The organism is Burkholderia sp. 22313, from assembly GCF_052045245.1.
Taxonomy (GTDB): domain Bacteria; phylum Pseudomonadota; class Gammaproteobacteria; order Burkholderiales; family Burkholderiaceae; genus Burkholderia.
Genome location: NZ_JBQEON010000010.1, coordinates 94879 through 119531 on the forward strand (window position 1 = coordinate 94879; position 24653 = coordinate 119531).

Here is a 24653-nt window from a genome sequence, read left to right on the forward strand (position 1 = left end):
TTGAAAAGCGAGCAGGGCGCGCTGACGTTCGGCAACCCGGCGGACCTGACCAACGAGCTCGTTTGCCCGCGCGACATTCCGTCGTGGGGCGGCGGATATGCGATCGGCATGGGCGATTTCGCTCGCATGGAGGGCGATCACGTTGCGAATGCGATCAAGTCGGGGATTATCTGAGTGCCTCGTCAGGTGTCGATGCTGTAGTCGGCTACAGCTTCACACCTTCCTCGTCCACCACGCAAGCCGACGTGCGCGTCGGGACGCGGCCTGCGTTCCAGTCGATTGCATCCTGCCCGGGGCATCCCCCGCTTGATATGCCACCTCCCGTTATTTAGTATGAGGGAATCGCGCTGCGCGCCTGCGCACAAGCCTGGTCACCGAGGAGACACATGCAATCCAGGTCGGCGGCACCCCAAACCATCGTCGTGATCGGCATCGTGGTCGCCTGCGCCCTCATGGGCCTGTGCGTGCTGCAGCTGTTCCAGAGCCGCAACGACGCGCTCGAGCGGGCGAGCGAAACCTCCCGCAATCTCGGCCTGATCGCCGAGCGCGACATCCAGCGCAACTTCGAACTCTACGACCTGTCGCTGCAGGCGGTCATCGAGGGTCTCAAGCGCCCCGACGTGATGAATGCGCCCGCGAGCCTGCGGCGTGCCGTGCTGTTCGACAATGCGATGACGGCGGAATTTCTCGGCTCGGTGCTGGTACTCGATGCCGCCGGCAACATCGTCCTGGATTCGGCCAACGACGTGCCGCGCCACGGCAATTTCGCCGACCGCAAGTACTTCACCGTCCATCGTGACAATCCCGATGCCGGGCTCTTTGTCAGTGATCCCTACCCGTCGCGCCTGCGCGGCGGCTCGCTCAGCATCGGGCTGACCCGGCGAATCTCGAACCCCGACGGCTCGTTTGCCGGCATCGTGCTCATTGCGGTCAACCTCGAGTATTTCCACCAGCTGTTCGCCGGCCTGTCGCTCGGGCAACATGGTTCGATCTCGCTGATCGGCAGCGACGGCGTGATGGTGATGCGTCAGCCGTACGACGTCCATACCGTCGGTCGCGACATCAGCCAGGCCGCGACCTTCAGGCGGTTCCAGTCCGAACGGGAGGGCGTGTTCTCGGAAACCGCGTCGCTCGACGGGGTGCGCCGTCTCTATTACTTCAGGCACCTGCCGAAGCTGCCGTTGATCATCATGGTCGCGGAGGCGGAGCAGGACATCTATGCGGCGTGGCGGCACCGGGCCATGACGATCGGCGCGCTGGTGGCGACGTTCGGCGCCGCGTTCATCGCGGTATCGATCATGCTCGGCGCACAGCTGCGGCACCGGATGCGCGCCGAGTCGGAGCTCGTGCTGCTCGCACGCACCGACGGCCTCACGGGCCTGAACAATCGCCGCAGCTTCGGGGAAGTGCTGGATCGCGAATGGCGTCGTGCGCGGCGGGCGCGATCGGTGTTCTCGCTGTTGTTCGTCGATGTCGATCGCTTCAAGGCCTATAACGATACCTACGGCCACCAGGCGGGCGACGACGCGCTCGCGGCGGTTGCGCGCTGCATCGGCGACAACATCCGCCGGCCGGTCGATACCGCGGCCCGCTACGGCGGGGAGGAATTCGTCGTGCTGCTTCCCGATACACCGCAGACGGGCGCTGCCCAGATCGCCGAGCGCATTCGCGCGGCGATCGATCAACTGGCGCTCGAGCATGCCGGCAGCGAATATGGGCACGTCACCGCCAGTATCGGCCTCGCGAGCTGGACGCCGGAGGGCGATGAAGAGGCCGGTATCGTGATCAAGGCGGCCGACGAGGCGCTGTACCACGCGAAGGCGACCGGCCGGAACAAGGTTGCCTCCTTTCAGGCGACGACGTGACCCGGAACACGACACGCGATCTCGCGGTAACGTGAGCCGCGCGGCGAGTCTGCCGCCACCTCCGCCGCGATTGCGGATGCGCGTCGCTGCCAGGCGCGCGACCGGAAACGTTATGACGTACACCGAATAATTTATCGATTTATATCGGTTGGGATAGCCGGATCGCAAGAACAGAATCGTTGCTTCCAGAACCAGAAGGCTAGCGCCGGGCTTCCGGCGAAACCAGGGAATGCGATGAGTTCGATCGATCTGAATGCCGCTATCACGCCGGTTTCCGCGCCCATCCGCTCCGCGAGCGACGTGGCGCGCCTGATCAATACGACGGACAGCTCCGTCGGCCACGGCGCGATATCGACGACGAGGCGGCCGCGTAATCGTCGGTCTTGCCGGGACCGCAAAACAAGTTCGCCGCAACGACGCCCGCCGCGCTACAGTGGACGTCAACCGCCTTCACGTGAAGGCCGATGCGAGGTCGAACCATGCAACTTCAAACCGGCAACCTGTTCAGCATCGAGCAAGCGCGCGACAGCGACGAGCGAGTCGACCTGCTCGTCGCGGGATCGCGCCTGAACGTCGAGCGGATCGTGTCGATGGGGCACACGAGTCCCGACGGGTTCTGGTATGACGATCCGCGCGCCGAATGGGTCGCGCTGCTGTCGGGGGCCGCGGTGCTCGAGTTCGAAGCGGATGCGGTGCTGCACGACATGCGCCCCGGCGACTACGTCCTGATCGAACCGCATTGCCGGCATCGCGTCGCGTGGACGCATCCCGACGAGCCGAGTGTCTGGCTCGCGATCTATCACGAACGCTGAATCGCGCGGGGCGCCGGTTTATCCGCGCCCCACGAACGGCATGGTCGTCGCCATGATCGTCATGTTCAGGATGTTCGTATCCAGCGGCAGGTTCGCCATCTGAACGACCGCGTTCGCGACATGCGTGACGTCCATCCGCGCCTCGGGCGCCATGCGTCCGTCGGCCTGCAGCACGCCTTCCGTCATCCGGTCGGTGAGCGACGTCGCCGCGTTGCCGATGTCGATCTGGCTGCACGCGATGTTGTACGCGCGGCCGTCGAGGGCGAGCGACTTGGTGATGCCGGCCACCGCATGCTTGGTGGCCGTGTACGCGATCGTGTTCGGGCGCGGCGTATAGGCGGAGATCGAGCCGTTGTTGATGATCCGGCCACCCTGCGGCGTTTGCGCCTTCATCAGGCGCCACGCGGCGCGCGCGCACAGAAAGACGCCCGTCAGGTTCGTCGCGACGACGTCGTTCCACACGCCGAAGTCGTATTCGTGGAGCGGAACGGCAGGCGCATTGCGGCCCGCATTGTTGAAGAGTACGTCGAGCCGCCCGAACTGCTGCGCGATCTGATCGAACGCGTGTTCGACCGACGCTTCGTCGGTGACGTCGGCCGGGAACGCGTGCGCATCGCCGTGGGCGGCGACGATCGCTTCCTTCGTTTCGAGCAACGCGGCTTCCTTGCGACCGATCAGCGCGACGGTAAATCCGGCGTTCGCGAGTGCGATCGCCGCGGCGCGACCGATGCCGGATCCGGCGCCCGTGACGGCGGCGAATTTCTGCGAGACAGACATGGCTTGATTCCCTGCGGGTTGGGGGAAGGAAAGCGGCGGCGAGTGCTCGACGGACTCGCCGTGCGTGGAGCGAAGCGACATCCTACCGCGCACGCCGGGTTTCGCTGCGTGAGCGGTTATTTCTTGCGCGCCGGCGCGGCCTTCCGTGCGCGTGCCTCGCCTTCCGCGAACAGGTTGACCACGACATCCCGCAACCACCGGTTGCCTTCGTCCTGATTCACGCGCGTATGCCACAGCATGTGAATCGGCGCGCCCGGCAGCGTGACGGGCAACGCCCGCCAGCCCAGCGAAAACGGTGCGGCGAGCTGCAACGCAAGATGTTCCGGTACGGTCGCGATCAGATCGGTGCGCTGCAGGATGTACCCGACACTCATGAAATGCGGCACCGTCAGCCGCACGCGGCGCTTGACGCGGCGCCGCTTCAGCCATTCGTCGACTTGGCCGTGACCGGTGCCGGCCGACACGACGACCAGATGCTCGGCGTCCCGCCAGGCGTCGACGGTCAGCGGCGCGTCTTCGAGCGGATGGCCGCGCCGGAACAGGCACACATACCGCTGATCGAACAGCCGCCGCTGATAGAACCCGCCCTGCAGTTGCGGCAGCAATCCGATCGCGAGATCGACGCGGCCGTCGGCCATCTCGTCGCCGAGATTGACGCTCGTGTTGCGCACTGTGTTGAGCGCGATGCCCGGCGCCGCGCGCGACAGGTGTTCGAGCAACGCGGGCAGGAACACGACTTCGCCGATATCGGTCATCCCGATCGTCATCGTGCGCGACGCGTGCAGCGGATCGAAACCGGTCTCGGGATTGAGCGCGGCATGCAGCGTCGACAGCGCGTGCGCAACCGGCTCGGCCAGCCGCAACGCGAACGGCGTCGGGACCACGCCGCCGGGCCCGCGCACGAACAGCGGATCGCCGAGCCGGCGGCGCAGTTTCGCGAGCGCATTGCTGACGCCCGGCTGGCTCATGTTCATCTGTTCGGCGACGCTCGACACGCGCCGCTCCTGCATCAGCCGCTGGAACAGCAACAGCAGGTTGAGGTCGATCTCGCTCAGTTCCATGAGGGTGGGGCGTCTCCAATTATTTCATTCGGTGATGAAGCAGATTCCCTGCATTTTATTGTGGGATGAAGGTGCGCTGCCGACAATATCGATACGGCGCCGGCATTCGACAGGCGCGCCGGACAGGCTACGCGCGCCGCGGCCTCGCCCCATCACCATCTGAATCAATAGCGGAGACACGTTCATCATGCAGAAGAATCCGAGGATCGCGATCGTCGGTGCCGGCATCGGCGGCCTGACACTGGCGCTCGCCTTGCGCGAGCAGGGCATCGACGCGCAGCTGTACGAGCAGACCGACGTGCTGCGCGAGGTCGGCGCGGCTGTCGCGTTGTCGGCCAACGCGACGCGCTTCTACGAACGAATGGGATTACGTCCGGCTTTCGACGCGGTCTGCGCGGAGATTCCGGGCCTCGTCTATCGCGACGGGCGCAGCGGCGCGGTGATCGGCCACCATCGCGGCGAGCCCGACTATCGCCGTCAGTTCGGCGGCTCGTATTGGGGCGTGCACCGCGCGGACCTGCAGGCGATCCTGTCGAAGGCGGTCGGCGCCGGGCGGATTCATCTCGGCCATCGGCTCGTCGATCTCGTACAGCATCCGGACCGTGTGACGCTGTCGTTCGCCAACGGCGAACGCGTCGAAGCGGATCTCGTGATCGGCGCGGATGGCGCACGTTCGATCACGCGGCGCTGGATGCTCGGCTACGACGACGTGCTGTATTCGGGTTGTTCGGGCTTTCGCGGCGTGGTGCCGGCCGAGCGGATGGACCTGCTGCCCGATCCCGAGACCATTCAGTTCTGGGTCGGGCCGCACGGCCATCTGCTGCACTATCCGATCGGCGAGCGCGGCGACCAGAACTTCCTGCTGGTCGAGCGCCATCCGTCGCCGTGGCCGTCGCGCGACTGGGTGATGCCGGCGCAAGAGGGCGAGCAGCTGCGGCTGTTCGGGGACTGGCATCCGGCAGTGGTGCAGATGATCACCGCGGTGCCGGTCAGCCAGCGCTGGGGGCTGTTTCACCGGCCGCCGCTCGGTCGCTGGAGCCGCGGGCGCGTGACGCTGATCGGCGATGCCGCGCATGCGCTGGTGCCGCATCACGGGCAGGGCGCGAATCAGTCGATCGAGGATGCCGTGGTGTTGGCGGCGCAACTGGCGAAGGCCGGGCCGGGCAACTGGCGCGAAGCGCAGGAAGCGTACGAGCGGCTGCGGCGCGGCCGCACGCGCAAGGTGCAGTACGCGTCGATCTCCGCGGCCGACGTGCTGCACCTGCCCGACGGGCCGGCCGCGCAGGCGCGCAATGCGCGTCTGGGCGAGCGCGACAGCGTGCTGCATCACCTGGACTGGATTCACGATTTCGACGCGCTTGCCGATGAACCGAACGAGCGGCAGGGCGGGACATGGCTTTGACGCGCGGGCGGTGCTGCCGTCAGTCATCGTGTGCCGGATGACCGGCGCGGCGGGCCCGCAGTCGCCCGCCGGGGATGCCGGCCGGCCCGCACGCGAGCCGGCCGGCGCATGACCGTCACGCGTAGTCGGCCACCTGTTCGGCAGCGCGCTTGACCTGCTCGATGTCGCGAAACCGTGCGGCCGGATGCGCGTCCGGCAACGTCGCCGAGCCGCCGAACAGCTTTTCCCGCAGCGTGCCCGGTGCGTATCCGGTCGGATAGACGCCGCGCCGCTGCAACTCCGGCACGAGATGGCGCACGATGTCCTCGAAGGTTTCGTGCGCAACCGCATACGCGAGGTTGAAGCCGTCGACGTCGGTCGCGGCGACCCATTCCTGCAGGATGTCCGCGACGGTCTGCGCGGAGCCGACGAACACCGGCCCCATCCCGCCGATGCCGCCCCACGCGGCCAGCTCCTCGATGGTCCACGCGGTATCGCCGCCCGCCAGATGCTCGACGGCCGACACGATCGCATTCGTCTCGACGCGCCTGACGGGATCGGTCGGCGCGTACTGGCCGAAGTCGATGCCGGTCCAGCCGGACATGAACACGAGCGAGCCGTCGTACGACTCATAGCGGCGATACTCGTCGAACTTCGCCTGCGCCTTCTCGTCGGTCTCGTCGACGATCACCGTGACCAGGTTGTAGATCAGCACGTCGTGCGGGTCGCGGCCGGCGGCCGCAGCCTGCGCGCGCACGTCGGCGACATGGCGGGCGAGCTGTGAGCGGGTTGGCGCGGCGACGAACACGCATTCGGCGTGCCGTGCGGCGAATGCCTTGCCGGGGCCGGACGCGCCGGCCTGGAACAGCACCGGCGTGCGCTGCGGCGACGGCTCGCACAGGTGATAGCCGGGCACGTCGAAGAAGCGCCCCTTGTGGCCGATCTCGTGCACCTTCTCCGGATGCGTGAACACGCGACCCTCGCGATCGCGCACGACCGCGCCGTCTTCCCAGCTTCCCTCGAACAGCTTGTACAGCACCTCGACGTACTCGGCCGCGACCGCATAGCGGTCGTCGTGCGTGCGCAACCCGTGGTCGCCGACGTTCTTCGCGCCGCTTTCCAGGTACGACGTGACGATATTCCACGCGAGCCGGCCCTTCGTGTGATGGTCGGCCGTCGACAGCCGGCGCGCGAACGTGTACGGATGCTCGAACGTCGTCGACGCGGTGATGCCGATGCCGAGATGCTCGGTCGCCATCGCGATCGGCGCGGCAAGCTGCAGCGGATCGTTGACCGGGATCTGCGCGGCCTGGTGCAGCGCGTGGTAGTTGCTGCCCTGGTAGACGTCGTAGTAGCCGATCACGTCCGCGATGAAGATCGCGTCGAAGATCCCGCGCTCGAGCACACGGGCGAGATCGGTCCAGTAGTCGAGATCCTTGTACTGCCACGACCGGTCGCGCGGATGCGCCCACAGCCCCGGCGACTGATGGCCGACGCAGTTCATCTCGAACGCGTTGAAGCGGATGGTCTTGCTCATCGCGCGGCCTCCGTTGCCGTGCCGGCTTCCGCGCTGGCACCGCTGCCGACGCGCCAGACGAACGGTGGCGTGCGCCCGTTGATGATCCAGTCGCCGACGATCCGCGCCTTGTAGACGAGCGGATTGTGCGACGACACCGTGCGCGCGTTGCGCCAGTGACGATCGAGCGCGGCCGTGCTGCGCGTCGCGGACGCGCCGAGCGCGTCGAACAGGCGCGTCGCCGCGCGCAGCACGAGTTCCGACACGACGAGCTGGCTCTGCGCGGATTCGATTTCGGCCGCGACGTTCGCGGCGTGCTCGGCGTCGTCGTCGTGGCCGAAGCGTGCGAGGTACGCCTGTTGCAGCGGTTGCGCGGCACGCAGCGCGAGCGCATCGGCCGCGTAGGCCCACGACGCGATTTCGCCGATCACCTGCTGCAGTTGCGCATCGTCGCCGGCGCGCACGGCGTTGCCGTGGCTGTACACGCGCGTGCGGCTGCGCACGAGCTCGCCCGCATCGCGCACGATCGCGTGGCCGATGCCGGCCAGCGTGGCGACATGGAACAGCTGGTAGAACGCGGTCTGGTATTTGAAGCGGCGCGCGAAATCGATCACGTTGGCGGCATCGACCGCCGCATTCTCGAAGCGCGTCGTGCCGCTGCCGGTCGTGCGCTGGCCGAAGCCGTCCCAGTCGTCCTCGAGTATCACGCCGGGCTGCACGGTGGCGATCGCGACGATCACGTCGCTGCCGTCGTGTTCGCGCTGCGCGAATACGTCGATCCAGTCCGCGAACAGGCTGCCCGTGCTGTAGAACTTCCGGCCGTTCAGCACCAGCCGGCCGTTGCGTTCCGATACCTGGGTGACGGTCTGGCCGAGCGGGACGTCGCCGGCTTCCGACCATGCATTGCCGACGAGCTGGCCGCTCGCGAAGCGGTCGAACCACGTCGTGCGCTGCGGCCCGGGCGGCGCGTTCAGCCAGTCTTCGACGAACGCGAAGTGGCCGCGCAACGCCTGCGGCAGATTGGAATCGGCGGTGGCGAGTTCGGTCAGCAGCCGGAACAGTTGCGGCAGCGACGCGCCGGCGCCGCCGTCGCGCACCGGCAGGCGTACCGCGCCGAAGCCGGCGGCCTTCAGCCAGCCGATGGCTTCGTGCGGCAGTTCGCGACGGCGCTCGCGCTCGGCGGTGCCGGCGGCGATCCGGTCGAAGAGGGGGCGAAACCGGCTCGCGAGTGCGTCGTAGTCGGTGCCGGTGGAGAGATCGATGTCTGCGTGCGACGAAGTCATGCGGTGTTCCTCGAAGGGCGGGGCCGTTTGCACCGGGAGGCCAGTATAGGAAGCACGCCGCAAGCGCTCCAATAACGGATTCGCAGATCGTTATCGTCGATCCGCATTACGCGGCGCAACGACGGGAAGCGTCGATGCTTCGGCATCGATTGCGACGTCGCAACGCGGAATCGACTGCCGAGCGACGCCATGTCGTTTGTTATCCGAAGGAATATCGTTACGTGAATCGCTCGGTTTGCCGGCCCGCGACGCACTGCTAGATTGAATGCTTTCGTGATTCGACGGGAGAACCCGATGTCAGAGACGAGTGCAGCGCTTCAGGACCGGCCAGCCGACGCCAAACCGCAGGTGGCCCGCGTGATCGCGGACGACGCACAGGCAATCGCGGTCGCGCATGCGCTCGCGCGGCGGCTGGCGGAAGGGGCGGCCGAGCGCGATCGCGAGCGACGCTTGCCGCGCGACGAGATCGAATGGTTCTCGCAGTCGGGGCTGTGGGCGATCACGGTGCCGAAGGCGTACGGCGGCGCGGGCGTATCGCACGTGACGCTCACCGAGGTCATCAGGATCGTCGCGGCGGCCGATGCGTCGCTCGGGCAGTTGCCGCAGAACCATTTCGGGCTGGTCGACGTGATCGCGCTGATCGGCACCGACGCGCAGAAGCGCTATTTCTTCGCGGAGATCCTGAGCGGCAAGCGCTTCGGCAACGGCTTCTCGGAGAAGGGCACGAAGCATGTGCTCGACCTGAAGACACGCGTGCGCCGCGATGGCGACCACCATGTGGTCGACGGCACGAAGTTCTATTCGACCGGCGCGCTGTTCGCGCATTACGTGCCGGTGCTCGGTCTCGACGATGCGCAGCAGGCGTGGCTCGCCTATGTGCCGCAGCCGACGCCGGGGCTGACCGTGATCGACGACTGGTCGGGTTTCGGCCAGCGCACGACCGCGAGCGGTACGGTGGTGCTGGACGGCGTGCGCGTGCCGGCTTCGCATGTGCTGCCCGCGCAGCGCGTGTCGGACGAGCCGACGCTCAACGGCCCGTTGTCGCAGATCATCCAGGCGGCGATCGACGCCGGCATCGCGCAGGCGGCGATCGCCGATACCGAGGCGTTCGTGCGGTCGCGCACGCGGCCGTGGGTCGACAGCGGCGTCGAACGGGCAGTCGACGACCCGTTGCTCGTGCGCGAGATCGGCCGTCTGCATATCCAGCTGCATGCGGCGGAAGCGCTGCTCGAACGCGCGGCGCGCACGCTGGACGAGATTGGCGCACGTGGCACCGTGACCGACGACGATGTCGCGCGTGCGTCGGTCGCGGTCGGCGAGGCGAAGGTGCTGACGACCGAGATCGCGCTGCTGGCGGGCGAGAAGCTGTTCGAACTGGCCGGCACGCAGTCGACGCTCGCCGAGCACAATCTCGACCGGCACTGGCGCAATGCGCGCACGCATACGCTGCACGATCCGGCGCGGTGGAAATATCACCTCGTCGGCAACTACTACCTGAACGGCGTGCGTCCGGCGCGCCATGCATGGAATTGAAATGCGTGCGATCGGGCCGGGCGCCCGTGCGCGCCGTGTGCGGGCGCCGGCAGTCGAGTGGAGGATGAAGCGTCAGGCAGCCGGCGAGCGGTTGCCCGACGCGTGGCCCGGCGTCATCACTTCACGCACTCCAGCGCATACTTCAACCCCTGCCCGAGCAGCCCGCGCCACACTTCCCACGTATGCCCGCCGTCGACGATGCGCAGCTCGGCGGGGTTCTGCGCGCGGCGCAGGTGCGTGTACAGCACGCTCGATTCGGCCTGGATCGTCAGGTCGTCGTCGCCCGCCGCGATGAACATCGGCACGCGCCAGTTGCGCGCGAAATAGCCGCGCATCAGCGCCGGGTAGTTGAGCTCGTGCCACACGCGCGGATCGAACTGGCGGTCGCCGAATACGCCGACGTAGCGCGCGGCGGAATTGAGCGGCGGCTCGTTCGCGTAGATCGCGGGGCTCAGCAGCATCGCGCCGCAGAACAGGCCCGGCTCGAGCAGCGAGAAACGCAGCGCGCCGAAACCGCCCATCGACACGCCGCCGATCGCACGGCCGGCGCGCTGGTTCGACACCGCGAAATGCGCTTCGACTTCCGGCAGCAGGTCGTTCAGGAACGCGCTCTGCATCTTCTCCTTGCGATCGACGTACCAGTCGGTGCCGCCTTGCGGCATCACGATCACGGCGGGCGGGATCTCGTGGCGCTCGATCAGCGTGTCGGCGGTGGCCTGCAGCCGGCCCTGCGTGATCCAGTCGTTCGCGTTGCCGGCATTGCCGTGCAGCAGGTACAGCACCGGATAGCGCGCGCCTTCCGGATTGTAGCCGGGCGGCAGGTACACCGTATAAGACCAGTCGCGCTTCAGGGACGCCGAACGGAACGCGCGCAGCACGATGCTGCTGCCCGGATTGACCGGCGGCTCCTGCGCGGCGGGCGCGGGCGTTGCGGGCGGAACGAGCGCGGGCGCGGACGCCGGCGAACCCGCGGGCCCGCCAGGCGTGGCGTGGACGGTGGCGACGGAGCCGGCGAGCAGGGCGACGGCGAACGGAAGGGCGAGTCGGCGCATGGCGAATCGAATCGTTTCAGGAGAAGCGCCCGCTATCGTAGCAGCGGCGCAGGACGGCGCGGCACGTCATCGCCGCGAACGGAACGGGAACGGCAGCCGCGACACCAGCGGCGCATAGAGCTTCGCGACGAGATACAGCAGCCCGATTGCAACGATGTCGGCGGTCAGGCCGAGCGGCACGTCCAGATAGCCTTCGGTTGCCTGGTAAAGCAGCGAGTCGACCGCGAGCGAGATGCCGGTGCCGGCGACGAAGCACAGCAGCCCCTGGCGCCCGATCGTGCCGATCCACGGCATCGCATGCGCGACCTTCTTCATCCATCCGAGGTGCACGAGCTTGGCCGCGAGCCACGCGATCGCGAGGAAGTTCGCGAGCCGCGGCGCGCCGAGGTTCTGCTTGATCGACGGATCGGTCGGGAACGGCTCGATGCGCAGCCGGTAATACGCGCCGGCCGCGACGATCGCGAGCGCCGTGGCCGTCAGCAGCCAGCCCTGCGGCTTGGGCGCGAGCGTCTGGTAGACGGGCTGGCAGCGCGCGATCACGCCGAGCACGAACAGGAACTGCCACGCGAACGGGTTGAAGTCCCACGGCGCGCCTTCCACGGTCGGCAAAAAGCGCGCGACATGCGGCGCCGCGTACCAGAGCGAGCCGCTGAACGCGAGCATCAGCCACGGCTGCGTGCGCGCGAGCGGCAGCGCGAGCGGGACGAGCAGCGCGAAGAACGCATACATCGGCAGCACCGACGCGAGATACGGCTGGCGGCGGAACAGCAGGATGTCGCGCAGCGCGGCGAGCGGCCTGTGGAGCAGGCCGTCGAGATCGTTGGTCGGCATGTTCGGGCCGTCGATCGAGAGCGCGTTCAGCGCGGCGGTGATCAGCAGCATCAGGCCGGCCGTCACGAGGAACGCACGGTAGATCTCGAATGCGCGGCGAACGAAACGCTGGCGCGCGGCGGCCTCGTCGTGCCGCTCGGCGAGCGAGTTGTACGCGATGGCGGTCGCGAAGCCGCCGAGAAACACGAATACCTCGGCCGCATCGCACAGCGCGTACGCATGCAGCGTCACGCGCGACAGGATGCTGCCGCCGATGTGGTCGACGACGATCACGAGCAGCACCAGGCCGCGGAAGAAATCGAGCTCGGCGTAGCGGCCGGCCCGGGCGGCGGCGGTCATCGGGCCGCCTCCCGGCGCGCGCCGCGTGCGCGGCCGGCAGCCGCCGCGCATGAATCGGGGTGAAGCATGACTTCGTGAAGAAATGACGAACGGATGCGCATTGTGCCACCGATGCGACGCCGTTCGGGTTTACGCCGATGGCGGGCCGGTCAGCCGTGGCCGGCAAGGCGAGTCGGACGGCGACGCGAACCGGGCAGTTGGAGCAGCGCAACGCTTTGCCGGCCCGGCCCACGCCCCGATGGACGCGCGATTTCCGACGTGACACCATTTTGTCCTCGCGGCCGCACACCGCGTTGTTGTCCGCCCTGCGGGCCACCTCAATAAACAGACCAAACAATCGCCGGGCGAACGACCTGCCCGGCCACCGGCTCCGGAGATTCGTCATGAAGCAGCACGTCATTTTTGCCGCCGCGCTGGCAGCCTTCGCCGCGCCGGCCTTCGCGCAGGACAGCGTGACGCTGTACGGCCTGATCGACGAAGGCTTCAACTACACGAACAATGTGAACGTGAATGGGGTCGGGAAAGCGAATTACCAGCTCGCGAGCGGCTATGCGCAGGGCAGCCGCTGGGGCCTGCGGGGCAGCGAGGACCTCGGCGGCGGGCTGAAGGCGATCTTCACGCTGGAAAACGGCTTCGACGTGAACAACGGCCGGCTCAACCAGGGCGGCCGGATGTTCGGCCGCCAGGCGTTCGTCGGGCTGAGCGCGTCGCGTTTCGGCACGCTGACCTTCGGCCGCCAGTACGATTCCGTCGTCGACTATCTCGCGCCGCTGACCGCGAACGGCAACTGGGGCGGCACGTTGTTCTCGCACCCGTTCGACAACGACAACACGGACAACTCGTTCCGCGTCAACAACACGGTCAAGTATGCGAGCCCCGACTGGAACGGGCTGTCGTTTGGCGGGACCTATAGCTTCAGCAACAGCACCGGCTTCTCGACCAACCGCCAGTACAGCATCGGCGCGCAGTATTCGCTGGCCGGGCTGCAGGTGGCGGCTGCCTATCTGCAGGCGAACAGCCCGGGCGTCGGCAGCGCGGGCGCGATCGCGGCCGACGATGCGAACTTCGTCGCCGACCGCCTGCGGATCTTCGGCGGCGGCGTCAACTACACGTTCGGCCCGGCGACGGTCGGCTTCGTCTATACCAAGACCGACGTGAAGAACCCGGTGTCGACCGTCTACCTGCCGGCATCGACGTTCTCGGGCCTCGGGTTGACCGCGACCAAGTTCCAGAACTTCGAGATCAACGGCAAGTACCAGCTCACGCCCGATTTCTATCTCGGCGCGCAGTACGTGTACACGGACGGCAAGTTCGACGCCGCGGCCGGTTCGGTCAAGCCGAAATACCACACGGTCGGGCTGATGGCCGACTACAGCCTGTCCAAGCGCACCGACGTCTACCTGCAGGGCGCCTGGCAGAAGGTCGCCGGCGACAAGACGGGCACCGCGGCCGACGGCGGCTACGTGGTCGGGACGGACGGCCCGTCGTCGTCGTCGAACCAGTTCGCGGTGCGCGCCGCGATCCGCCACAAGTTCTGAGGATCGTCCGATCCGGCGCCGCCGCGGCCTGACCGCCCGGGCGCCGGCGGCCGTCAGTCCGCCCGGTGCGCGTCGCCGAGCGTCTGCGCGAGCCAGTCGACGAAGATTCGCACGCGCGGCGCCAGATGCCGGCCGTGCGGAAACACGACCGACACCGGCAGCGGCGCGGCATGCCATTCCGGCAGCACTTCAACCAGCGAGCCATCCTCGAGCAGCGGCGCGAGCCCGTCGCGCGGCACCTGGATCAACCCGAGGCCCGCGAGGCAGCACGCGAGATACGCCTGCGAGCTGTTCACCGCGACGACGCTACGCATCGTCACCGTCTGCAGCACGCCCGAATCCATGTCCGCATATTCCCAGTCCAGTTCGCGGCCCGTGCGGCTCGAGAAATAGCCGACCGCGACGTGGTCCGGCAAATCGTCCGGCGAGCGCGGCGTGCCGTAGCGCGCAAGATAGGCGGGCGACGCGCAGTTGGCCTGCGCCATCTCGCCGACGCGCCGCGCGACCAGCGACGTGTCGGACAGCACACCGACCCGCACCGCGCAGTCGATCCCGTCGGCGACGAGGTCGACGAAGCGGTCGGTCGTGCTCAGCACGACGCGCAGGTCGGGATAGCGTGCGTGGAAATCCGGCAGCGCCGGGATCACCTTGGACAGCGCGAAGCGTTCCGGCAAGTCGACGCGGATCAGGCCGCGCGGCGACGCGCCGGCGTCGTCGAACAGCGTTTCGGCATCGTCGAGATCGGCCAGCAGCCGCGTGCAGCGTTCGTAGTAGGTCGCGCCCTCGGCGGTCAGCGCGACGCGCCGGGTGGTCCGTTGCAGCAGGCGCACCTTCAGGTGTTTCTCCAGATACTGGACGGCGTTGCTGACTGTCGGGCGCGGCAATTGCAACTGCTCGGCCGCTTTCGTGAAGCTGCCGAGGTGGGCGACGCGCGCGAAGATGCGCATTGCATGCAGATGATCCATGCGGGGGAGCGTTGGCGGATGGGAACAGGCTCCATTGTTAATCAGCGTCGAATGATTTGGTTGCGCGTTTCGCGTTTATCGCGCGCCGCAATGCGTCCAGAATCCGGTTCATTCATTCACCACCTGAAGGACACGGACATGGACAAGCGTCAACTGGGCCGCACGGGCCCGCAGGTTTCGGCGATCGGGCTCGGCTGCATGGGGATGTCGGACCTTTACGGGCCGGCGGATCGCGACGAAAGCATCGCGACGCTGCACGCAGCGCTCGACAACGGGATCACGCTGCTCGATACGGGCGACTTCTACGGGATGGGCGACAATGAAATGCTGATCCGCGACGCGCTGCGCGGCCGCACGCGCGACCAGGTGTGGATCAGCGTGAAGTTCGGTGCGCTGCGCGATCCGGCCGGCGCGTTCGTCGGCTACGACGCCCGGCCGGCGGCGATCCGCAACTTCGTCGCGTATTCGCTGAAGCGGCTCGGTACCGATCATATCGACATCTACCGGCCGGCGCGCGTCGATCCGGCGGTGCCGATCGAGGAGACCGTCGGCGCGATCGCCGATCTCGTGAAGGCCGGCTATGTGCGCCATATCGGCCTGTCGGAGCTCGGCGCCGACACGATTCGCCGCGCGGCGGCCGTCGCGCCGATCGCCGATCTGCAGATCGAATATTCGCTGCTGTCGCGCGGGATCGAGGCGGAAATCCTCCCCGTGTGCCGCGAACTCGGCATCGGCGTGACGGCCTACGGCGTGTTGTCGCGCGGGTTGCTCGGCGGCGGCTGGAGCGCGGCACGGCAGGGCGAGCGCGATTTCCGCGCGGCCAGCCCGCGGTTCCAGGGCGAGAACCTCGCGCACAACCTCGCGCTGGTCGACGCACTGCGTGCGATTGCCGACGAGAAGGGCAGCAACCCGGCGCAGATCGCGATCGCATGGGCGCTGTCGCGCGGCGACGACATCGTGCCGCTGGTCGGCGCACGCAAGCGGACGCAGCTTCACGACGCGTTGCAAGCCTCTCAATTGCAACTAACGGTCTATGACCTGGCTCGCATCGAAGCGGCGGTTCCCGCCGGGGCGGCTGCCGGTGAACGCTATCCGGCCGCGCAGATGGCGCACCTCGACAGCGAGCAGGGACGGGGGCCGGCGCATGGCGCCTGAGCGGTGAGCATGGCGGGCAAGCCCGAGCCAGCCTCAGGCAAAGCCAGATGGCGGGCGGCGTGCCGGTGGTTCAACATCGGCGCCGTGTTCAACCGGACGGAACGCCTCCCATGCCTGTTCATACGCTGACGATCATCGTGCTGGTCTTTCTACTGGCCGGCGCGGTCAAGGGGATGATCGGCCTCGGACTGCCCACGATCGCGATGGGGCTGCTCACGCTCGCGATGCCGCCATCGGCCGCCGCCAGCCTGCTGCTCGTGCCGTCGTTCATCACCAACGTGTGGCAGCTGTGGCTCGGCCCGTCGTTCGGGCCGCTGCTGCGGCGCCTGTGGCCGCTACTCGTCGGGCTGACGATCGGCACGCTGACGGGCGGGCTGCCCGCGCTCGCCGCCGGCAGCGCGTGGACCCACGCGGCGCTCGGCGTCGTGCTGGTCGCATACGGCTGTTGGGGGCTCGCCGCCGCGCGGCTGCCGGCGCCGGGGCATCACGAAAAGTGGCTGTCGGCGGTGGTCGGCTATCTGACGGGTGTCGTGACGGCCGCGACCGGCGTGTTCGTCGTGCCGGCCGTGCCGTACCTGCAGGCACTGCGCCTGTCGAAGGACGACCTGATCCAGGCGCTCGGGCTGTCGTTTACCGCCTCGACGCTCGCACTCGGCCTGCAATTGCGCGTGACGGGTGCGCTGCAGACGGTCGATCTCGGTGTCTCGGCGCTGGCGCTCGTGCCGGCGCTCGCCGGCATGATCGGCGGTCAATATGCGCGGCGCGTGATGAGCGAGACGATGTTCAAGCGCTGCTTCTTCCTCGGGATGATCGCGCTCGGTGCGTATATGGCCGCGACGGGGTTGCGGTAAGCGTCGTGCCGCCCGGCATCGTCACAGCTGCGCTTCGATCGCGGCCTTGTCGATCACCGACCAGACCTGCCGGATCCTGCCGTCGTGAAATTCGTAGAACACGTTTTCGGCGAACGTGACGCGCGTGCCGTCGACGGCGAGCCCCATGAACGTCCCTTTCGGCGCGCACGCGAAGCGCAGCCGGCATGCGACGCGCGGCGGCTCGCACACGAGCAGCCGGATCTCGAAATGGAGATCCGGAATGTCGCGGAAATCCTGCTCCAGCATCGCGCGGTAACCCGTGAGGCCGAGCGGCCGGCTGTTGTGGATCACGTTGTCGGCGACGTACTCGCCGAGCGCCGGCCAGTCCTGCCGGTTCAGGCAGTCGATGTACGCGCGGTAGCGCATCGCGAGGTCGGGTTCGGTCATGGTTGCGGGGCCTCCTCGGGTGTGTCGTCCGGTTGTGCCGGACGGTGCGGGTGGTTCAGCGCGGCGGCGTCTCGCCCGACAGATACGACACGAACGCCTGCGTGTATTTCGGCAGTGCGTCGAACGCGCGCGCGCAGAGCGTCAGCTTGCGGTGGCTCCACGGGTCGGACAGCTCGACGAGCCGCACGTCCATCGTCTGCATCGCCCGCTCGGCCGCATGGCGCGACACGATGCCGATCCCCACGCCGCTTTCGATCACGCGGCAGATCGCGTCGAAACTCTTCAGTTGCACACGGTAGCGGATCCGCTTGCCGAGCGCACGCGCCTGGTCCGCGAGATGGACCTGCAGCGCGCTGCCGTCGGTCAGCCCGATGAAATCCGCATCGGCGATCTCGTCGAACGCGACCGTGTCGCGCGCGGCGAGCGGATGCCCGGCCGGCACGACCGCGATCAGCCAGTCCTCGCGGAACGGCTTCTGTTCGAGCCCGCCGAGCCCGACCGAATCGGCGACGATGCCGACCTCGGCCGTCTTGTTGCGGATCGCATGCACGATCTCCTGGCTCGAGCGCTCCTCGACGCTGATCGACAGTGTCGGATGGTGCGGCAGATACGCGGCGAGCGCGTCGGGCAGGTATTCGCTGAGCGACGCCGTGTTGCACAGCAGCCGGATATGTCCGCGCAGCCCCTGGCCGTATTGCTGCAGTTCGCCGCGCATGTGATCGATCTGCTGCAGCACCGTGCGTGCGTGGTGCTCGAGCGTGCGGCCGGCGTCGGTCGCCTGCGCGCCCGACTTGGTCCGGTGCAGCAGCGGGACCCCAAGCTCGTCCTCCATGCCGCGGATGCGCTCGCTCGCGGCCTGCAGCGTGATGTGGGTCCGCTCGGCGCCGCCCGTGATCGTGCCGGCCTCGCAGATGTTCAGGAAGAGCCGCAGGTCGGTGAGGTCGAAGCGCATGGTGGGGTTGGGGACGTAAGGATCGGGCTTGGCCGATAAGTTAGCAGGAACCGCCGCGCCAGTCTCAGTCTGGGCTTGAGGCCCCGTTCGGCGGTTCCGCATTTTCGGGGCGGGATCGATGCCGGATCATGGCCGCATATCAACCGCGGAGACCGTCATGCGCATCGATTCGTCATGGGGCGTGTCGTTCAAGCTCGCGTTGCACCTGTTGTTCCTGTGCATCGGCGTCGCGTGGGCCTGTGCGGAGCTGGTCGACTGGCTGCGTTGAGCGGGCGGCCGGCGCTGGCTGATCCGGCGGTCCGGCGCGGCCGCTCGCGGATTGAAAGGCATTCGAAATAAGAGCGTGCCACGAAATTTTTTCCGCCCGACGTGCCGAAACACGTCAAGTTTTTCCGAATTCGACCGTATTACCGGTAGCAAGTCGCTGCCGGCGTCGGATTCGTGATCGTTTGTCATCAATGTTTGCATCCGGTTACACGTCGGCCGTTCCGTTTTTGAGATGCTTGAAAGATTGTCAAACCGGAGTCGATCGTCCATGAAACAGCGCGAGATTTACCGCAAGGCGGCCTGGCTGTCCGGCCTGGCCGCCGTGCTCGTCATGGCCGGTTGTGCAAGCACGCAGTCCGTTGCGCCGAGCGACACGCTGGCGGGGGCGCCGTCGGGCCAGCCAGCCGCTGCGCCGTCGGCCACGCCCGTCGCACCGCCGCCGGCACCCATTCTCGTCGCGCAGAAGTACGTGGTGAAACGCGGCGACACGCTGTCGGGCATCGCGTCCGCGAACGACTGCAGCGTCGCCGACCTGCGCACCTGGAACAAGCTCGGCGCGCGCGTCAAGCTGCGCCGCGGGCAGGTGCTGCGCATCGTCCGGCAGCAGCCGCTGCAGGCGGCGGGCGCGATCGCCAGCGCACCGGCTGCCGCGCCGGCCGTCGGGAGCAATGCGACGGGCGGCGCGCAGGCGGGCGCGTCGTCGGCGAGCGATCGGCAGGTCGTGAAGGAAACGAAGCGGCATGCCGGCGGGGTGGCGCTCACGTGGCCCGCGCGCGGCAAGATCGTCGATGCGTTCCGGCCGGGGCAGAACCGCGGCATCCAGATCGCCGGCCGCCCGGGCGATCCGGTGCGCGCGGCCGCCGATGGCCGCGTGATGTATGCGGGCACGGGCCTGAACGACTACGGCAGCCTGATCATCGTCCAGCACAACGCGGATTTCCTGACGGCCTATGCGCACAACCGCAAGCTGCTCGTGAAGACCGGCGACATCGTGCACCAGGGCGACGAGATCGCCGAGATGGGCGACCTCGACAACGCGCGTGTCGCGCTGCTGTTCGAATTGCGGCGCGACGGCAAGCCCGTCAATCCGATGCCGTACCTGCCATCGTCGCAAGGCTGAAGCGGGCCGCGCCGCTGGAACGCGGCCGCGGTCGCTGATACGCTAGGATCTGTTCATGCGAGTCCCGCGCGTGCGGGCCGACGGGCGTCTTTGGGGGATGCGCGGCGAATGCCGTCGCGAGCCGGCCGTCGGCATGAACGCGCGCACATCGCGAATGTGCGCGCGCGTTGCTTCGTGCCACCGTTTCCGACAGACCACCATTCATCCATGGAACATTCTCCGACACGCCGCTCGCTGTTGCTCGCCGCCGTCGCCGCGCCATTCGTCGCCGCGTGCTCGTCGGCACCCGTCGCCGACCAGGGGCGCGCCCATGCCGCCCAGGCCGAACTCGCCGCGCTCGAAAAAGCGTCGAACGGCCGGCTCGGCGTCGCCGCACTCGATACGTCGGGCGGCACGCGCATCGCGCACCACGCGCGCGAGCGCTTCCCGCTGTGCGGCACCTATGCGGTCGTTGCCGCCGCCGCGATCCTCGCGCGCGGTTCGCTCGACGCGTCACTGCTGCCGCGCCGCATCCTGTATCGTCGCTATGACGTCGTGGCCGGCTCGCCGGTGACGGAAAACCACGTCGACACGGGGATGACGATCGCGCAGCTTTGCGCGGCGATGCTGCGGTCGGGCGACAAGGGCGCGGGCAACCTGCTGATGGGCGTGCTCGGCGGCCCGCAGGCCGTCACGTCGTTCGCGCACGAAAGCGGCGACACCGCGTTCCGTCTCGACCGCTGGGAACCCGAGCTGAACGAGGCCGCGCCCGGCGACGTGCGCGACACGTCGACGCCGGTCGCGATGGTCGACATGCTGCAGCGGCTGCTGCTCGGCGACACGCTGGGCGAACCGCAGCGTGCGCAGCTCACCGAATGGATGACCGGTGGCGCGCGCGGCGCGACCGGGATCGCGGCCGGCGTGCCGCCCGGCTGGCGCATCGCCGACAAGACCGGCAGCGGCGGCTACGGCACGACGACCGACGTCGCGGTGCTGTGGCCGCCGTCGCGCGCGCCGATCGTGCTGGCCGTGTCGTTCACCCAGCCGCGTGCCGACGCGGCGGCACGCGCGGACGTCGTCGCGTCGGCGGCGCGCATCGTCACGGGCGCATTCACCGCCACGGCCTGAGCGTCCGGCGCACCTCGCGCAAAGCCGGCGTTTGGCTTATCGTGTCGATCAGCGCGCGCCGGTGTCGGCGCGCGATCTTGCCGCGCCGTCGTTCGGCGCGGTCGATCCGTCTACCCCTTCCTCATGCGCCGACTTCCGCCCCTGCACGCGCTGCAGATTTTCTCGACGGTGGCCCGCCACCGCAGCTTCACGCGCGCGGCCGAGCAGCTGTGTCTCACGCAGGGCGCGGTGAGCCGGCAGATCCAGACGCTCGAGGCGCACTACGGCTTCCCGCTGTTCAAGCGGCACGCGAAGGGCCTCACGCTGACGGCGGAGGGCGAGCAATTGCTGCCGGTCGTCAACGAGAGCTTCGCGCGGATCGAGGACATCTCGATGAAGCTCACGCGGCAGCGCACCGATCTCGCGCTGAAGGTACCGACCTGCGTGATGCGCTGGATGCTGCCGCGCATCATGCGCTTCCAGGGCGAGCATCCCGAGCTCCACGTGCAGATCACGACCGCGTGGCAGCACGTCGTCGATTTCTCGACCGAGCCGTTCGATGCGGCGATCGTCTACGGCACGTCGCCGGGCACGGGCGTGTGCGCGCTGCCGCTGTTCGACGAGCGGTTGACGCCGGTGTGCGCACCCGAGCTGCGGCAGGCCGCGCCGCTCGACGCGGTTGGCGATCTCGCGCGCCATACGCTGCTGCATCCGACGCGCGACCATCGCGACTGGCGCGCGTGGCTCGATCACGCGGGCGAGCGCGCCGTCGACGCGGAGCGCGGGCCGACCTTCGACACGCTCGATCTCGCGACGAACGCGGCGATGCAGGGCTTCGGCGTCGCGATCGGCGACGTGACGCTCGTCGACGACGACGTCAGCGCGCGCCGGCTCGAACGGCCGTTCGACATCGTGCTCGAGACCGGCGCCCGCTATTTCTTCGTCTATCCCGAGACCATCGGCAGCCAGCAGAAGATCCGCGCGTTCAGCGACTGGATTGCCTGCCATCGCGACTGACGCGCGACGCCTCCGGCAACGGGCTTTACTGGTAGGTCACGACGGCGATCATCGGCGCGTTCGCGTTGCCCGGGCGATCCGGTAAAACGATTGCGCGCGAGGCCTGCGTAAAGGTCGTGGTCTTGATCGTGCGCAGGCTGGCCGCGTCGACGAACGCGACTTGCCCATTCGCCGGGCGCGGGCAGTCGGGGCGCACGTGCGCATGCGCGGCGTCGGCCGTGTCGAGCGCGAACGAGCAGGGCGGCTCGACGATCATGCCGGTGAAGTGGATGATGCCGGACGCGCCGGCGGCAAATGAAGAGGACGAGGCCAGAAGCGAGGCAGCCAGGGCAAACGAGGCGGCAAACAGGCGATGCTTCATGACAGGCTCCAGAGAGGAAGCGCGTCGCAGCGGGGCCGCTCGAATGGCAGTCCGTCAACGCCGCGGTGCTGTATGCGTAAACGGCAACTTCATCGAACCTCTTGAGTGGAAAACCGGAAATAGCGGCGATAAGCAAATGACGCCGTATTCCTTCAATCAATTTATCTCAAATTTGTATGGGCGCAAGACAGGGTATTGCCGATGGCGTAGCCTCTGGGGGCGCGCGCCAGTGGATGCAGGATTTGCCGGCAAATCGTTGAGGACTCAACGAATCCACGATCCTGCGAATGACGATGCGCCAAAAGAAAACGGCCGCTCGTGCGTGACGAGCGGCCGTGTAGCGCCGGAGCGGGCGAGGATGGCCGTCAGCCCGCGCGCTTGCGCACCGCGCCGACGATCACGAGCAGCACGATCGCGCCGATGATCGACGCGATCCAGCCGGCACCCTGGCCCGGCGCATACCAACCGGCAGCGCGGCCGACGTAGCCCGCGACGAGCGAGCCGACGACGCCGAGCACGATGGTCATCACGATGCCCATCTTGTCGTCGCCGGGCTTGAGCGCGCGGGCGAGGAGGCCGACGATGAGCCCGACCACCAGGGTTTCGATGAATTGCAGCATGAACGCCTCCCTGTTGCGTTGTTGACGAAAGAAGATGGACTCGTCAGGCACACCGTGGTTCCCCGTGGAGCCGGACCAGCGCGCGGCGTGCCGAGGATCGCGCGCCACCGGGTCGCGCTCGGGTCAGGTGATGCGACGCGCGCGCAGGGCCGTACTGTCGTCGTCCGGCGCGTATCAGGCCGCCGGCGCGTCGACGGCCGGGTCGAGCCGGCGATAGCCTTCGGTCGCGCGCAGCAGCGTGCGCGTGTAGTCGCGTGCGACCTGTCCGGCACGCACGTCCTCGATTCGCAGCTGTTCGACGATCTCGCCATGCTGCATCACCGCGATGCGCTGGCACAGGAAGCCGATCACCGCGAGGTTGTGGCTCACGAGGATCATCGTCAGGTTGCGCTCGCGATGCAGGCGGCGCAGCAGGTTCAGGATCTCGGCCTGTACCGACACGTCGAGCGCGGAGGTCGGCTCGTCGAGCAGCAGCACGCGCGGCTCGACGATCAGCGCGCGCGCGATCGCGACACGCTGGCGCTGGCCGCCCGACAACTGGTGCGGATAGCGGAAGCGGAACGCCGGGCCGAGCCCGACTTCGGACAGCGCGCGGGCGATGCGCGCGTCGGGTTCGCCGATCCCGTGGATCGACAGCGGCTCGCGCAGCGTCTGGTCGACCGTGAAGCGCGGATGCAGCGACGCATACGGATCCTGGAACACCATTTGCACGTGGCGGCGAAATGCGCGATCCGGCGTGCCGCCGACGGGCCGGCCGTCGATCGACAGGCTGCCGCCCGCGAGCGGCACGAGGCCGGTCAGCGCGCGCAGCAGCGTCGACTTGCCGGAGCCCGACTCGCCGACGAGCCCGAACACCTCGCCGTCGCGCACCGCGAAACTCGCATCGCGCACGGCGTCGACATGGCCCGTGCGGGTCGGGAAACGGATCGAGGCGTGATCGACGTCGATCATCGTGTGGACTCCTGTTGCTCCATCGGCGCGCTTGCCGGCGAGACGGCGTCGAGCCACGCCGGATCGCGCCGCAGCACCGGCAGTTCGTCGGGCGGGTTGGCGAGCGGCGGGTTCGCCGCGAGCAAGCCGCGCGTGTACGGATGCGTTGCATCGCGCAGGTCGCGCGCCGCGCAGGTCTCGACGACGCGGCCCGCATACATCACCGCGACGCGATCGCAGAACGACATCACGAGCGGCAGGTCGTGGCTGATGAACATCAGGCCCGTGCCGTGCCGCGCGATCATCGCGTCCAGCACCGCGAGCACCTGCATCGACACCGCGACGTCGAGCGCGGACGTCGGTTCGTCGGCGATCAGGAGGCGCGGGCCGGTCGACACCATCATCGCGATCATCACGCGCTGGCCCATGCCGCCCGACAGTTCGTGCGGATATGCATCGGCGACGCGCGCCGGATCGCGGATCTGCACGGCCGCGAGCGCGTCGACGATCCGCTCGCGCAGCGCACGGCCGCGCAAGCCGGGCGTGTGCAACCGGAACGCTTCGCCCATCTGCTTCGCGACGGTCATCACCGGGTTCAGCGAATACTTCGGATCCTGCAGGATCATCCCCATCTGGCTGCCGCACAGGCGCTGGCGTTCGCGCGCCGGCATCGCGATCAGGTCGTGGCCCGCGAAGCGCATCGTGCGGGCCGAGCAGTGCGCGGCTTCGGGCAGCAGGCCGAGCAGCGCGCGGCCCGTCAGCGATTTACCGGAACCCGATTCGCCGACGATGCCGAGCCGCTCGCCGGGCGCGAGCGTCAGCGACAGGTCGCGCACCGCGTCGGTGACGACGCCGTCGTGCCCGCGAAAGCCGATCTTCAGGCCGTCGATCTCGCAGAGCGGCGCGGGTGCGTTGACGGAATTCAGTGGCATG

Annotated in this window: 25 protein-coding genes and 1 pseudogene; 12 read left to right on the plus strand and 14 right to left on the minus strand. The window is 68.1% G+C overall.

The window, feature by feature from the left end:
- The 4 genes and pseudogenes from ACTJKF_RS10880 (at position 1) to ACTJKF_RS10895 (ending at position 2677) form a co-directional block, all read left to right on the plus strand.
- On the plus strand, positions 1-174 hold the full coding sequence (locus ACTJKF_RS10880) for a hypothetical protein (RefSeq protein WP_440623612.1): 174 nt from the start codon (positions 1-3) through the stop codon (positions 172-174).
- Positions 162-272 (plus strand): annotated as a pseudogene (locus ACTJKF_RS10885) (porin); the annotation flags it as partial. The gene ACTJKF_RS10880 and the pseudogene ACTJKF_RS10885, both read left to right, overlap by 13 nt.
- Positions 273-386: 114 nt before the next feature.
- Positions 387-1865: a sensor domain-containing diguanylate cyclase gene (locus ACTJKF_RS10890; RefSeq protein ID WP_440623542.1), complete on the plus strand. Its 1479-nt coding sequence runs from the start codon at positions 387-389 to the stop codon at positions 1863-1865.
- A 479-nt stretch (positions 1866-2344) separates the two neighbouring features.
- Positions 2345-2677: a cupin domain-containing protein gene (locus ACTJKF_RS10895; RefSeq protein WP_440623610.1), complete on the plus strand. Its 333-nt coding sequence runs from the start codon at positions 2345-2347 to the stop codon at positions 2675-2677.
- Between the two features lie 18 nt (positions 2678-2695).
- Here ACTJKF_RS10895 and ACTJKF_RS10900 read toward each other — a convergent pair whose 3' ends face one another.
- The 3 genes from ACTJKF_RS10900 to ACTJKF_RS10910 form a co-directional block, all read right to left on the minus strand.
- Positions 2696-3454, minus strand: a complete 759-nt coding sequence (locus ACTJKF_RS10900; RefSeq protein WP_440623543.1) for an SDR family oxidoreductase — start codon at positions 3452-3454, stop codon at positions 2696-2698.
- Between the two features lie 116 nt (positions 3455-3570).
- Positions 3571-4515 (minus strand): LysR family transcriptional regulator, encoded by a 945-nt coding sequence (locus tag ACTJKF_RS10905; RefSeq protein ID WP_440623544.1) that lies wholly within the window; start codon positions 4513-4515, stop codon positions 3571-3573.
- 24 nt (positions 4516-4539) lie between these two features.
- Positions 4540-4704: a hypothetical protein gene (locus tag ACTJKF_RS10910; protein ID WP_440623545.1), complete on the minus strand. Its 165-nt coding sequence runs from the start codon at positions 4702-4704 to the stop codon at positions 4540-4542.
- Between ACTJKF_RS10910 and ACTJKF_RS10915 the strand changes: the two genes are divergently transcribed.
- Positions 4703-5917, plus strand: a complete 1215-nt coding sequence (locus ACTJKF_RS10915) for an FAD-dependent monooxygenase (protein ID WP_440623546.1) — start codon at positions 4703-4705, stop codon at positions 5915-5917. The two genes, ACTJKF_RS10910 and ACTJKF_RS10915, sit on opposite strands and share 2 nt — an antisense overlap.
- Before the next feature lie 115 nt (positions 5918-6032).
- Here ACTJKF_RS10915 and ACTJKF_RS10920 read toward each other — a convergent pair whose 3' ends face one another.
- Both ACTJKF_RS10920 and ACTJKF_RS10925 read right to left on the minus strand, forming a co-directional pair.
- Positions 6033-7433, minus strand: coding sequence for an LLM class flavin-dependent oxidoreductase (locus tag ACTJKF_RS10920; RefSeq protein ID WP_440623547.1), 1401 nt, complete (start codon positions 7431-7433; stop codon positions 6033-6035).
- Positions 7430-8695: an acyl-CoA dehydrogenase family protein gene (locus tag ACTJKF_RS10925; protein WP_440623548.1), complete on the minus strand. Its 1266-nt coding sequence runs from the start codon at positions 8693-8695 to the stop codon at positions 7430-7432. Before ACTJKF_RS10925 ends, ACTJKF_RS10920 begins: the two co-directional genes overlap by 4 nt.
- 294 nt (positions 8696-8989) lie before the next feature.
- Between ACTJKF_RS10925 and ACTJKF_RS10930 the strand changes: the two genes are divergently transcribed.
- Positions 8990-10228, plus strand: a complete 1239-nt coding sequence (locus ACTJKF_RS10930) for an SfnB family sulfur acquisition oxidoreductase (RefSeq protein ID WP_440623549.1) — start codon at positions 8990-8992, stop codon at positions 10226-10228.
- 116 nt (positions 10229-10344) lie between these two features.
- Here ACTJKF_RS10930 and ACTJKF_RS10935 read toward each other — a convergent pair whose 3' ends face one another.
- Together ACTJKF_RS10935 and ACTJKF_RS10940 are read right to left on the minus strand one after the other, a co-directional pair.
- Positions 10345-11280, minus strand: a complete 936-nt coding sequence (locus tag ACTJKF_RS10935; RefSeq protein WP_440623550.1) for an alpha/beta hydrolase — start codon at positions 11278-11280, stop codon at positions 10345-10347.
- Positions 11281-11346: 66 nt separating this feature from the next.
- On the minus strand, positions 11347-12450 hold the full coding sequence (locus ACTJKF_RS10940) for an OpgC domain-containing protein (protein ID WP_440623551.1): 1104 nt from the start codon (positions 12448-12450) through the stop codon (positions 11347-11349).
- Between the two features lie 383 nt (positions 12451-12833).
- On the opposite strand from ACTJKF_RS10940, the gene ACTJKF_RS10945 reads away from it, so the two are divergent.
- Positions 12834-13988 (plus strand): porin, encoded by a 1155-nt coding sequence (locus tag ACTJKF_RS10945; RefSeq protein WP_440623552.1) that lies wholly within the window; start codon positions 12834-12836, stop codon positions 13986-13988.
- Positions 13989-14041: 53 nt separating this feature from the next.
- Here ACTJKF_RS10945 and ACTJKF_RS10950 read toward each other — a convergent pair whose 3' ends face one another.
- Entirely contained in the window at positions 14042-14953 is a 912-nt protein-coding gene (locus tag ACTJKF_RS10950; protein WP_440623553.1) for a LysR substrate-binding domain-containing protein, read from the minus strand.
- Positions 14954-15091: 138 nt separating this feature from the next.
- Here ACTJKF_RS10950 and ACTJKF_RS10955 point away from each other — a divergent pair, with 138 nt between their 5' ends.
- Positions 15092-16108 (plus strand): aldo/keto reductase, encoded by a 1017-nt coding sequence (locus tag ACTJKF_RS10955; RefSeq protein ID WP_440623554.1) that lies wholly within the window; start codon positions 15092-15094, stop codon positions 16106-16108.
- 110 nt (positions 16109-16218) lie between these two features.
- Positions 16219-16959 carry a sulfite exporter TauE/SafE family protein gene (locus tag ACTJKF_RS10960; RefSeq protein ID WP_440623555.1) on the plus strand — a complete coding sequence of 247 codons (741 nt, stop codon included), beginning with the start codon at positions 16219-16221 and terminating at the stop codon, positions 16957-16959.
- A 21-nt stretch (positions 16960-16980) separates the two neighbouring features.
- Here ACTJKF_RS10960 and ACTJKF_RS10965 read toward each other — a convergent pair whose 3' ends face one another.
- Together ACTJKF_RS10965 and ACTJKF_RS10970 are read right to left on the minus strand one after the other, a co-directional pair.
- Positions 16981-17367 (minus strand): ester cyclase, encoded by a 387-nt coding sequence (locus ACTJKF_RS10965; RefSeq protein WP_440623556.1) that lies wholly within the window; start codon positions 17365-17367, stop codon positions 16981-16983.
- A 55-nt stretch (positions 17368-17422) separates the two neighbouring features.
- Positions 17423-18319, minus strand: a complete 897-nt coding sequence (locus ACTJKF_RS10970) for a LysR substrate-binding domain-containing protein (RefSeq protein WP_440623557.1) — start codon at positions 18317-18319, stop codon at positions 17423-17425.
- 535 nt (positions 18320-18854) lie between these two features.
- Between ACTJKF_RS10970 and ACTJKF_RS10975 the strand changes: the two genes are divergently transcribed.
- From ACTJKF_RS10975 to ACTJKF_RS10985, 3 genes are all read left to right on the plus strand, one after another.
- Complete coding sequence (locus ACTJKF_RS10975; RefSeq protein ID WP_440623558.1) at positions 18855-19706, plus strand: peptidoglycan DD-metalloendopeptidase family protein; 852 nt, start codon at positions 18855-18857, stop codon at positions 19704-19706.
- A gap of 207 nt (positions 19707-19913) precedes the next feature.
- Positions 19914-20813, plus strand: a complete 900-nt coding sequence (bla, locus tag ACTJKF_RS10980) for a class A beta-lactamase (RefSeq protein WP_440623559.1) — start codon at positions 19914-19916, stop codon at positions 20811-20813.
- Positions 20814-20936: 123 nt separating this feature from the next.
- A complete protein-coding gene (locus ACTJKF_RS10985; RefSeq protein WP_440623560.1) occupies positions 20937-21809 on the plus strand; it encodes a LysR substrate-binding domain-containing protein in 873 nt (290 codons plus the stop codon).
- Positions 21810-21834: 25 nt separating this feature from the next.
- Here ACTJKF_RS10985 and ACTJKF_RS10990 read toward each other — a convergent pair whose 3' ends face one another.
- The 4 genes from ACTJKF_RS10990 to ACTJKF_RS11005 form a co-directional block, all read right to left on the minus strand.
- Positions 21835-22170, minus strand: a complete 336-nt coding sequence (locus ACTJKF_RS10990) for a type 1 fimbrial protein (RefSeq protein ID WP_440623561.1) — start codon at positions 22168-22170, stop codon at positions 21835-21837.
- Between the two features lie 365 nt (positions 22171-22535).
- Positions 22536-22790: a GlsB/YeaQ/YmgE family stress response membrane protein gene (locus ACTJKF_RS10995; RefSeq protein WP_440623562.1), complete on the minus strand. Its 255-nt coding sequence runs from the start codon at positions 22788-22790 to the stop codon at positions 22536-22538.
- 174 nt (positions 22791-22964) lie between these two features.
- A complete protein-coding gene (locus tag ACTJKF_RS11000) occupies positions 22965-23741 on the minus strand; it encodes an ABC transporter ATP-binding protein (RefSeq protein WP_440623563.1) in 777 nt (258 codons plus the stop codon).
- Positions 23738-24652, minus strand: coding sequence for an ABC transporter ATP-binding protein (locus tag ACTJKF_RS11005; RefSeq protein ID WP_440623564.1), 915 nt, complete (start codon positions 24650-24652; stop codon positions 23738-23740). The genes ACTJKF_RS11000 and ACTJKF_RS11005 overlap by 4 nt, the downstream gene beginning before the upstream one ends.
- Between the last annotated feature and the right edge of the window lies 1 nt (position 24653).

Bases quoted from the DNA above. Each gene is read 5' to 3' on its own strand.
- ACTJKF_RS10890 (WP_440623542.1), top strand. From the start codon at position 387: ATGCAATCCAGGTCGGCGGCACCCCAAACCATCGTCGTGATCGGCATC.
- ACTJKF_RS10895 (WP_440623610.1), top strand. From the start codon at position 2,345: ATGCAACTTCAAACCGGCAACCTGTTCAGCATCGAGCAAGCGCGCGAC.
- ACTJKF_RS10900 (WP_440623543.1), bottom strand. From the start codon at position 3,454: ATGTCTGTCTCGCAGAAATTCGCCGCCGTCACGGGCGCCGGATCCGGC.
- ACTJKF_RS10905 (WP_440623544.1), bottom strand. From the start codon at position 4,515: ATGGAACTGAGCGAGATCGACCTCAACCTGCTGTTGCTGTTCCAGCGG.
- ACTJKF_RS10915 (WP_440623546.1), top strand. From the start codon at position 4,703: ATGCAGAAGAATCCGAGGATCGCGATCGTCGGTGCCGGCATCGGCGGC.
- ACTJKF_RS10910 (WP_440623545.1), bottom strand. From the start codon at position 4,704: ATGATGAACGTGTCTCCGCTATTGATTCAGATGGTGATGGGGCGAGGC.
- ACTJKF_RS10920 (WP_440623547.1), bottom strand. From the start codon at position 7,433: ATGAGCAAGACCATCCGCTTCAACGCGTTCGAGATGAACTGCGTCGGC.
- ACTJKF_RS10925 (WP_440623548.1), bottom strand. From the start codon at position 8,695: ATGACTTCGTCGCACGCAGACATCGATCTCTCCACCGGCACCGACTAC.
- ACTJKF_RS10930 (WP_440623549.1), top strand. From the start codon at position 8,990: ATGTCAGAGACGAGTGCAGCGCTTCAGGACCGGCCAGCCGACGCCAAA.
- ACTJKF_RS10935 (WP_440623550.1), bottom strand. From the start codon at position 11,280: ATGCGCCGACTCGCCCTTCCGTTCGCCGTCGCCCTGCTCGCCGGCTCC.
- ACTJKF_RS10940 (WP_440623551.1), bottom strand. From the start codon at position 12,450: ATGACCGCCGCCGCCCGGGCCGGCCGCTACGCCGAGCTCGATTTCTTC.
- ACTJKF_RS10945 (WP_440623552.1), top strand. From the start codon at position 12,834: ATGAAGCAGCACGTCATTTTTGCCGCCGCGCTGGCAGCCTTCGCCGCG.
- ACTJKF_RS10950 (WP_440623553.1), bottom strand. From the start codon at position 14,953: ATGGATCATCTGCATGCAATGCGCATCTTCGCGCGCGTCGCCCACCTC.
- ACTJKF_RS10955 (WP_440623554.1), top strand. From the start codon at position 15,092: ATGGACAAGCGTCAACTGGGCCGCACGGGCCCGCAGGTTTCGGCGATC.
- ACTJKF_RS10960 (WP_440623555.1), top strand. From the start codon at position 16,219: ATGCCTGTTCATACGCTGACGATCATCGTGCTGGTCTTTCTACTGGCC.
- ACTJKF_RS10965 (WP_440623556.1), bottom strand. From the start codon at position 17,367: ATGACCGAACCCGACCTCGCGATGCGCTACCGCGCGTACATCGACTGC.
- ACTJKF_RS10970 (WP_440623557.1), bottom strand. From the start codon at position 18,319: ATGCGCTTCGACCTCACCGACCTGCGGCTCTTCCTGAACATCTGCGAG.
- ACTJKF_RS10975 (WP_440623558.1), top strand. From the start codon at position 18,855: ATGAAACAGCGCGAGATTTACCGCAAGGCGGCCTGGCTGTCCGGCCTG.
- bla (WP_440623559.1), top strand. From the start codon at position 19,914: ATGGAACATTCTCCGACACGCCGCTCGCTGTTGCTCGCCGCCGTCGCC.
- ACTJKF_RS10985 (WP_440623560.1), top strand. From the start codon at position 20,937: ATGCGCCGACTTCCGCCCCTGCACGCGCTGCAGATTTTCTCGACGGTG.
- ACTJKF_RS10990 (WP_440623561.1), bottom strand. From the start codon at position 22,170: ATGAAGCATCGCCTGTTTGCCGCCTCGTTTGCCCTGGCTGCCTCGCTT.
- ACTJKF_RS10995 (WP_440623562.1), bottom strand. From the start codon at position 22,790: ATGCTGCAATTCATCGAAACCCTGGTGGTCGGGCTCATCGTCGGCCTC.
- ACTJKF_RS11000 (WP_440623563.1), bottom strand. From the start codon at position 23,741: ATGATCGACGTCGATCACGCCTCGATCCGTTTCCCGACCCGCACGGGC.
- ACTJKF_RS11005 (WP_440623564.1), bottom strand. From the start codon at position 24,652: ATGCCACTGAATTCCGTCAACGCACCCGCGCCGCTCTGCGAGATCGAC.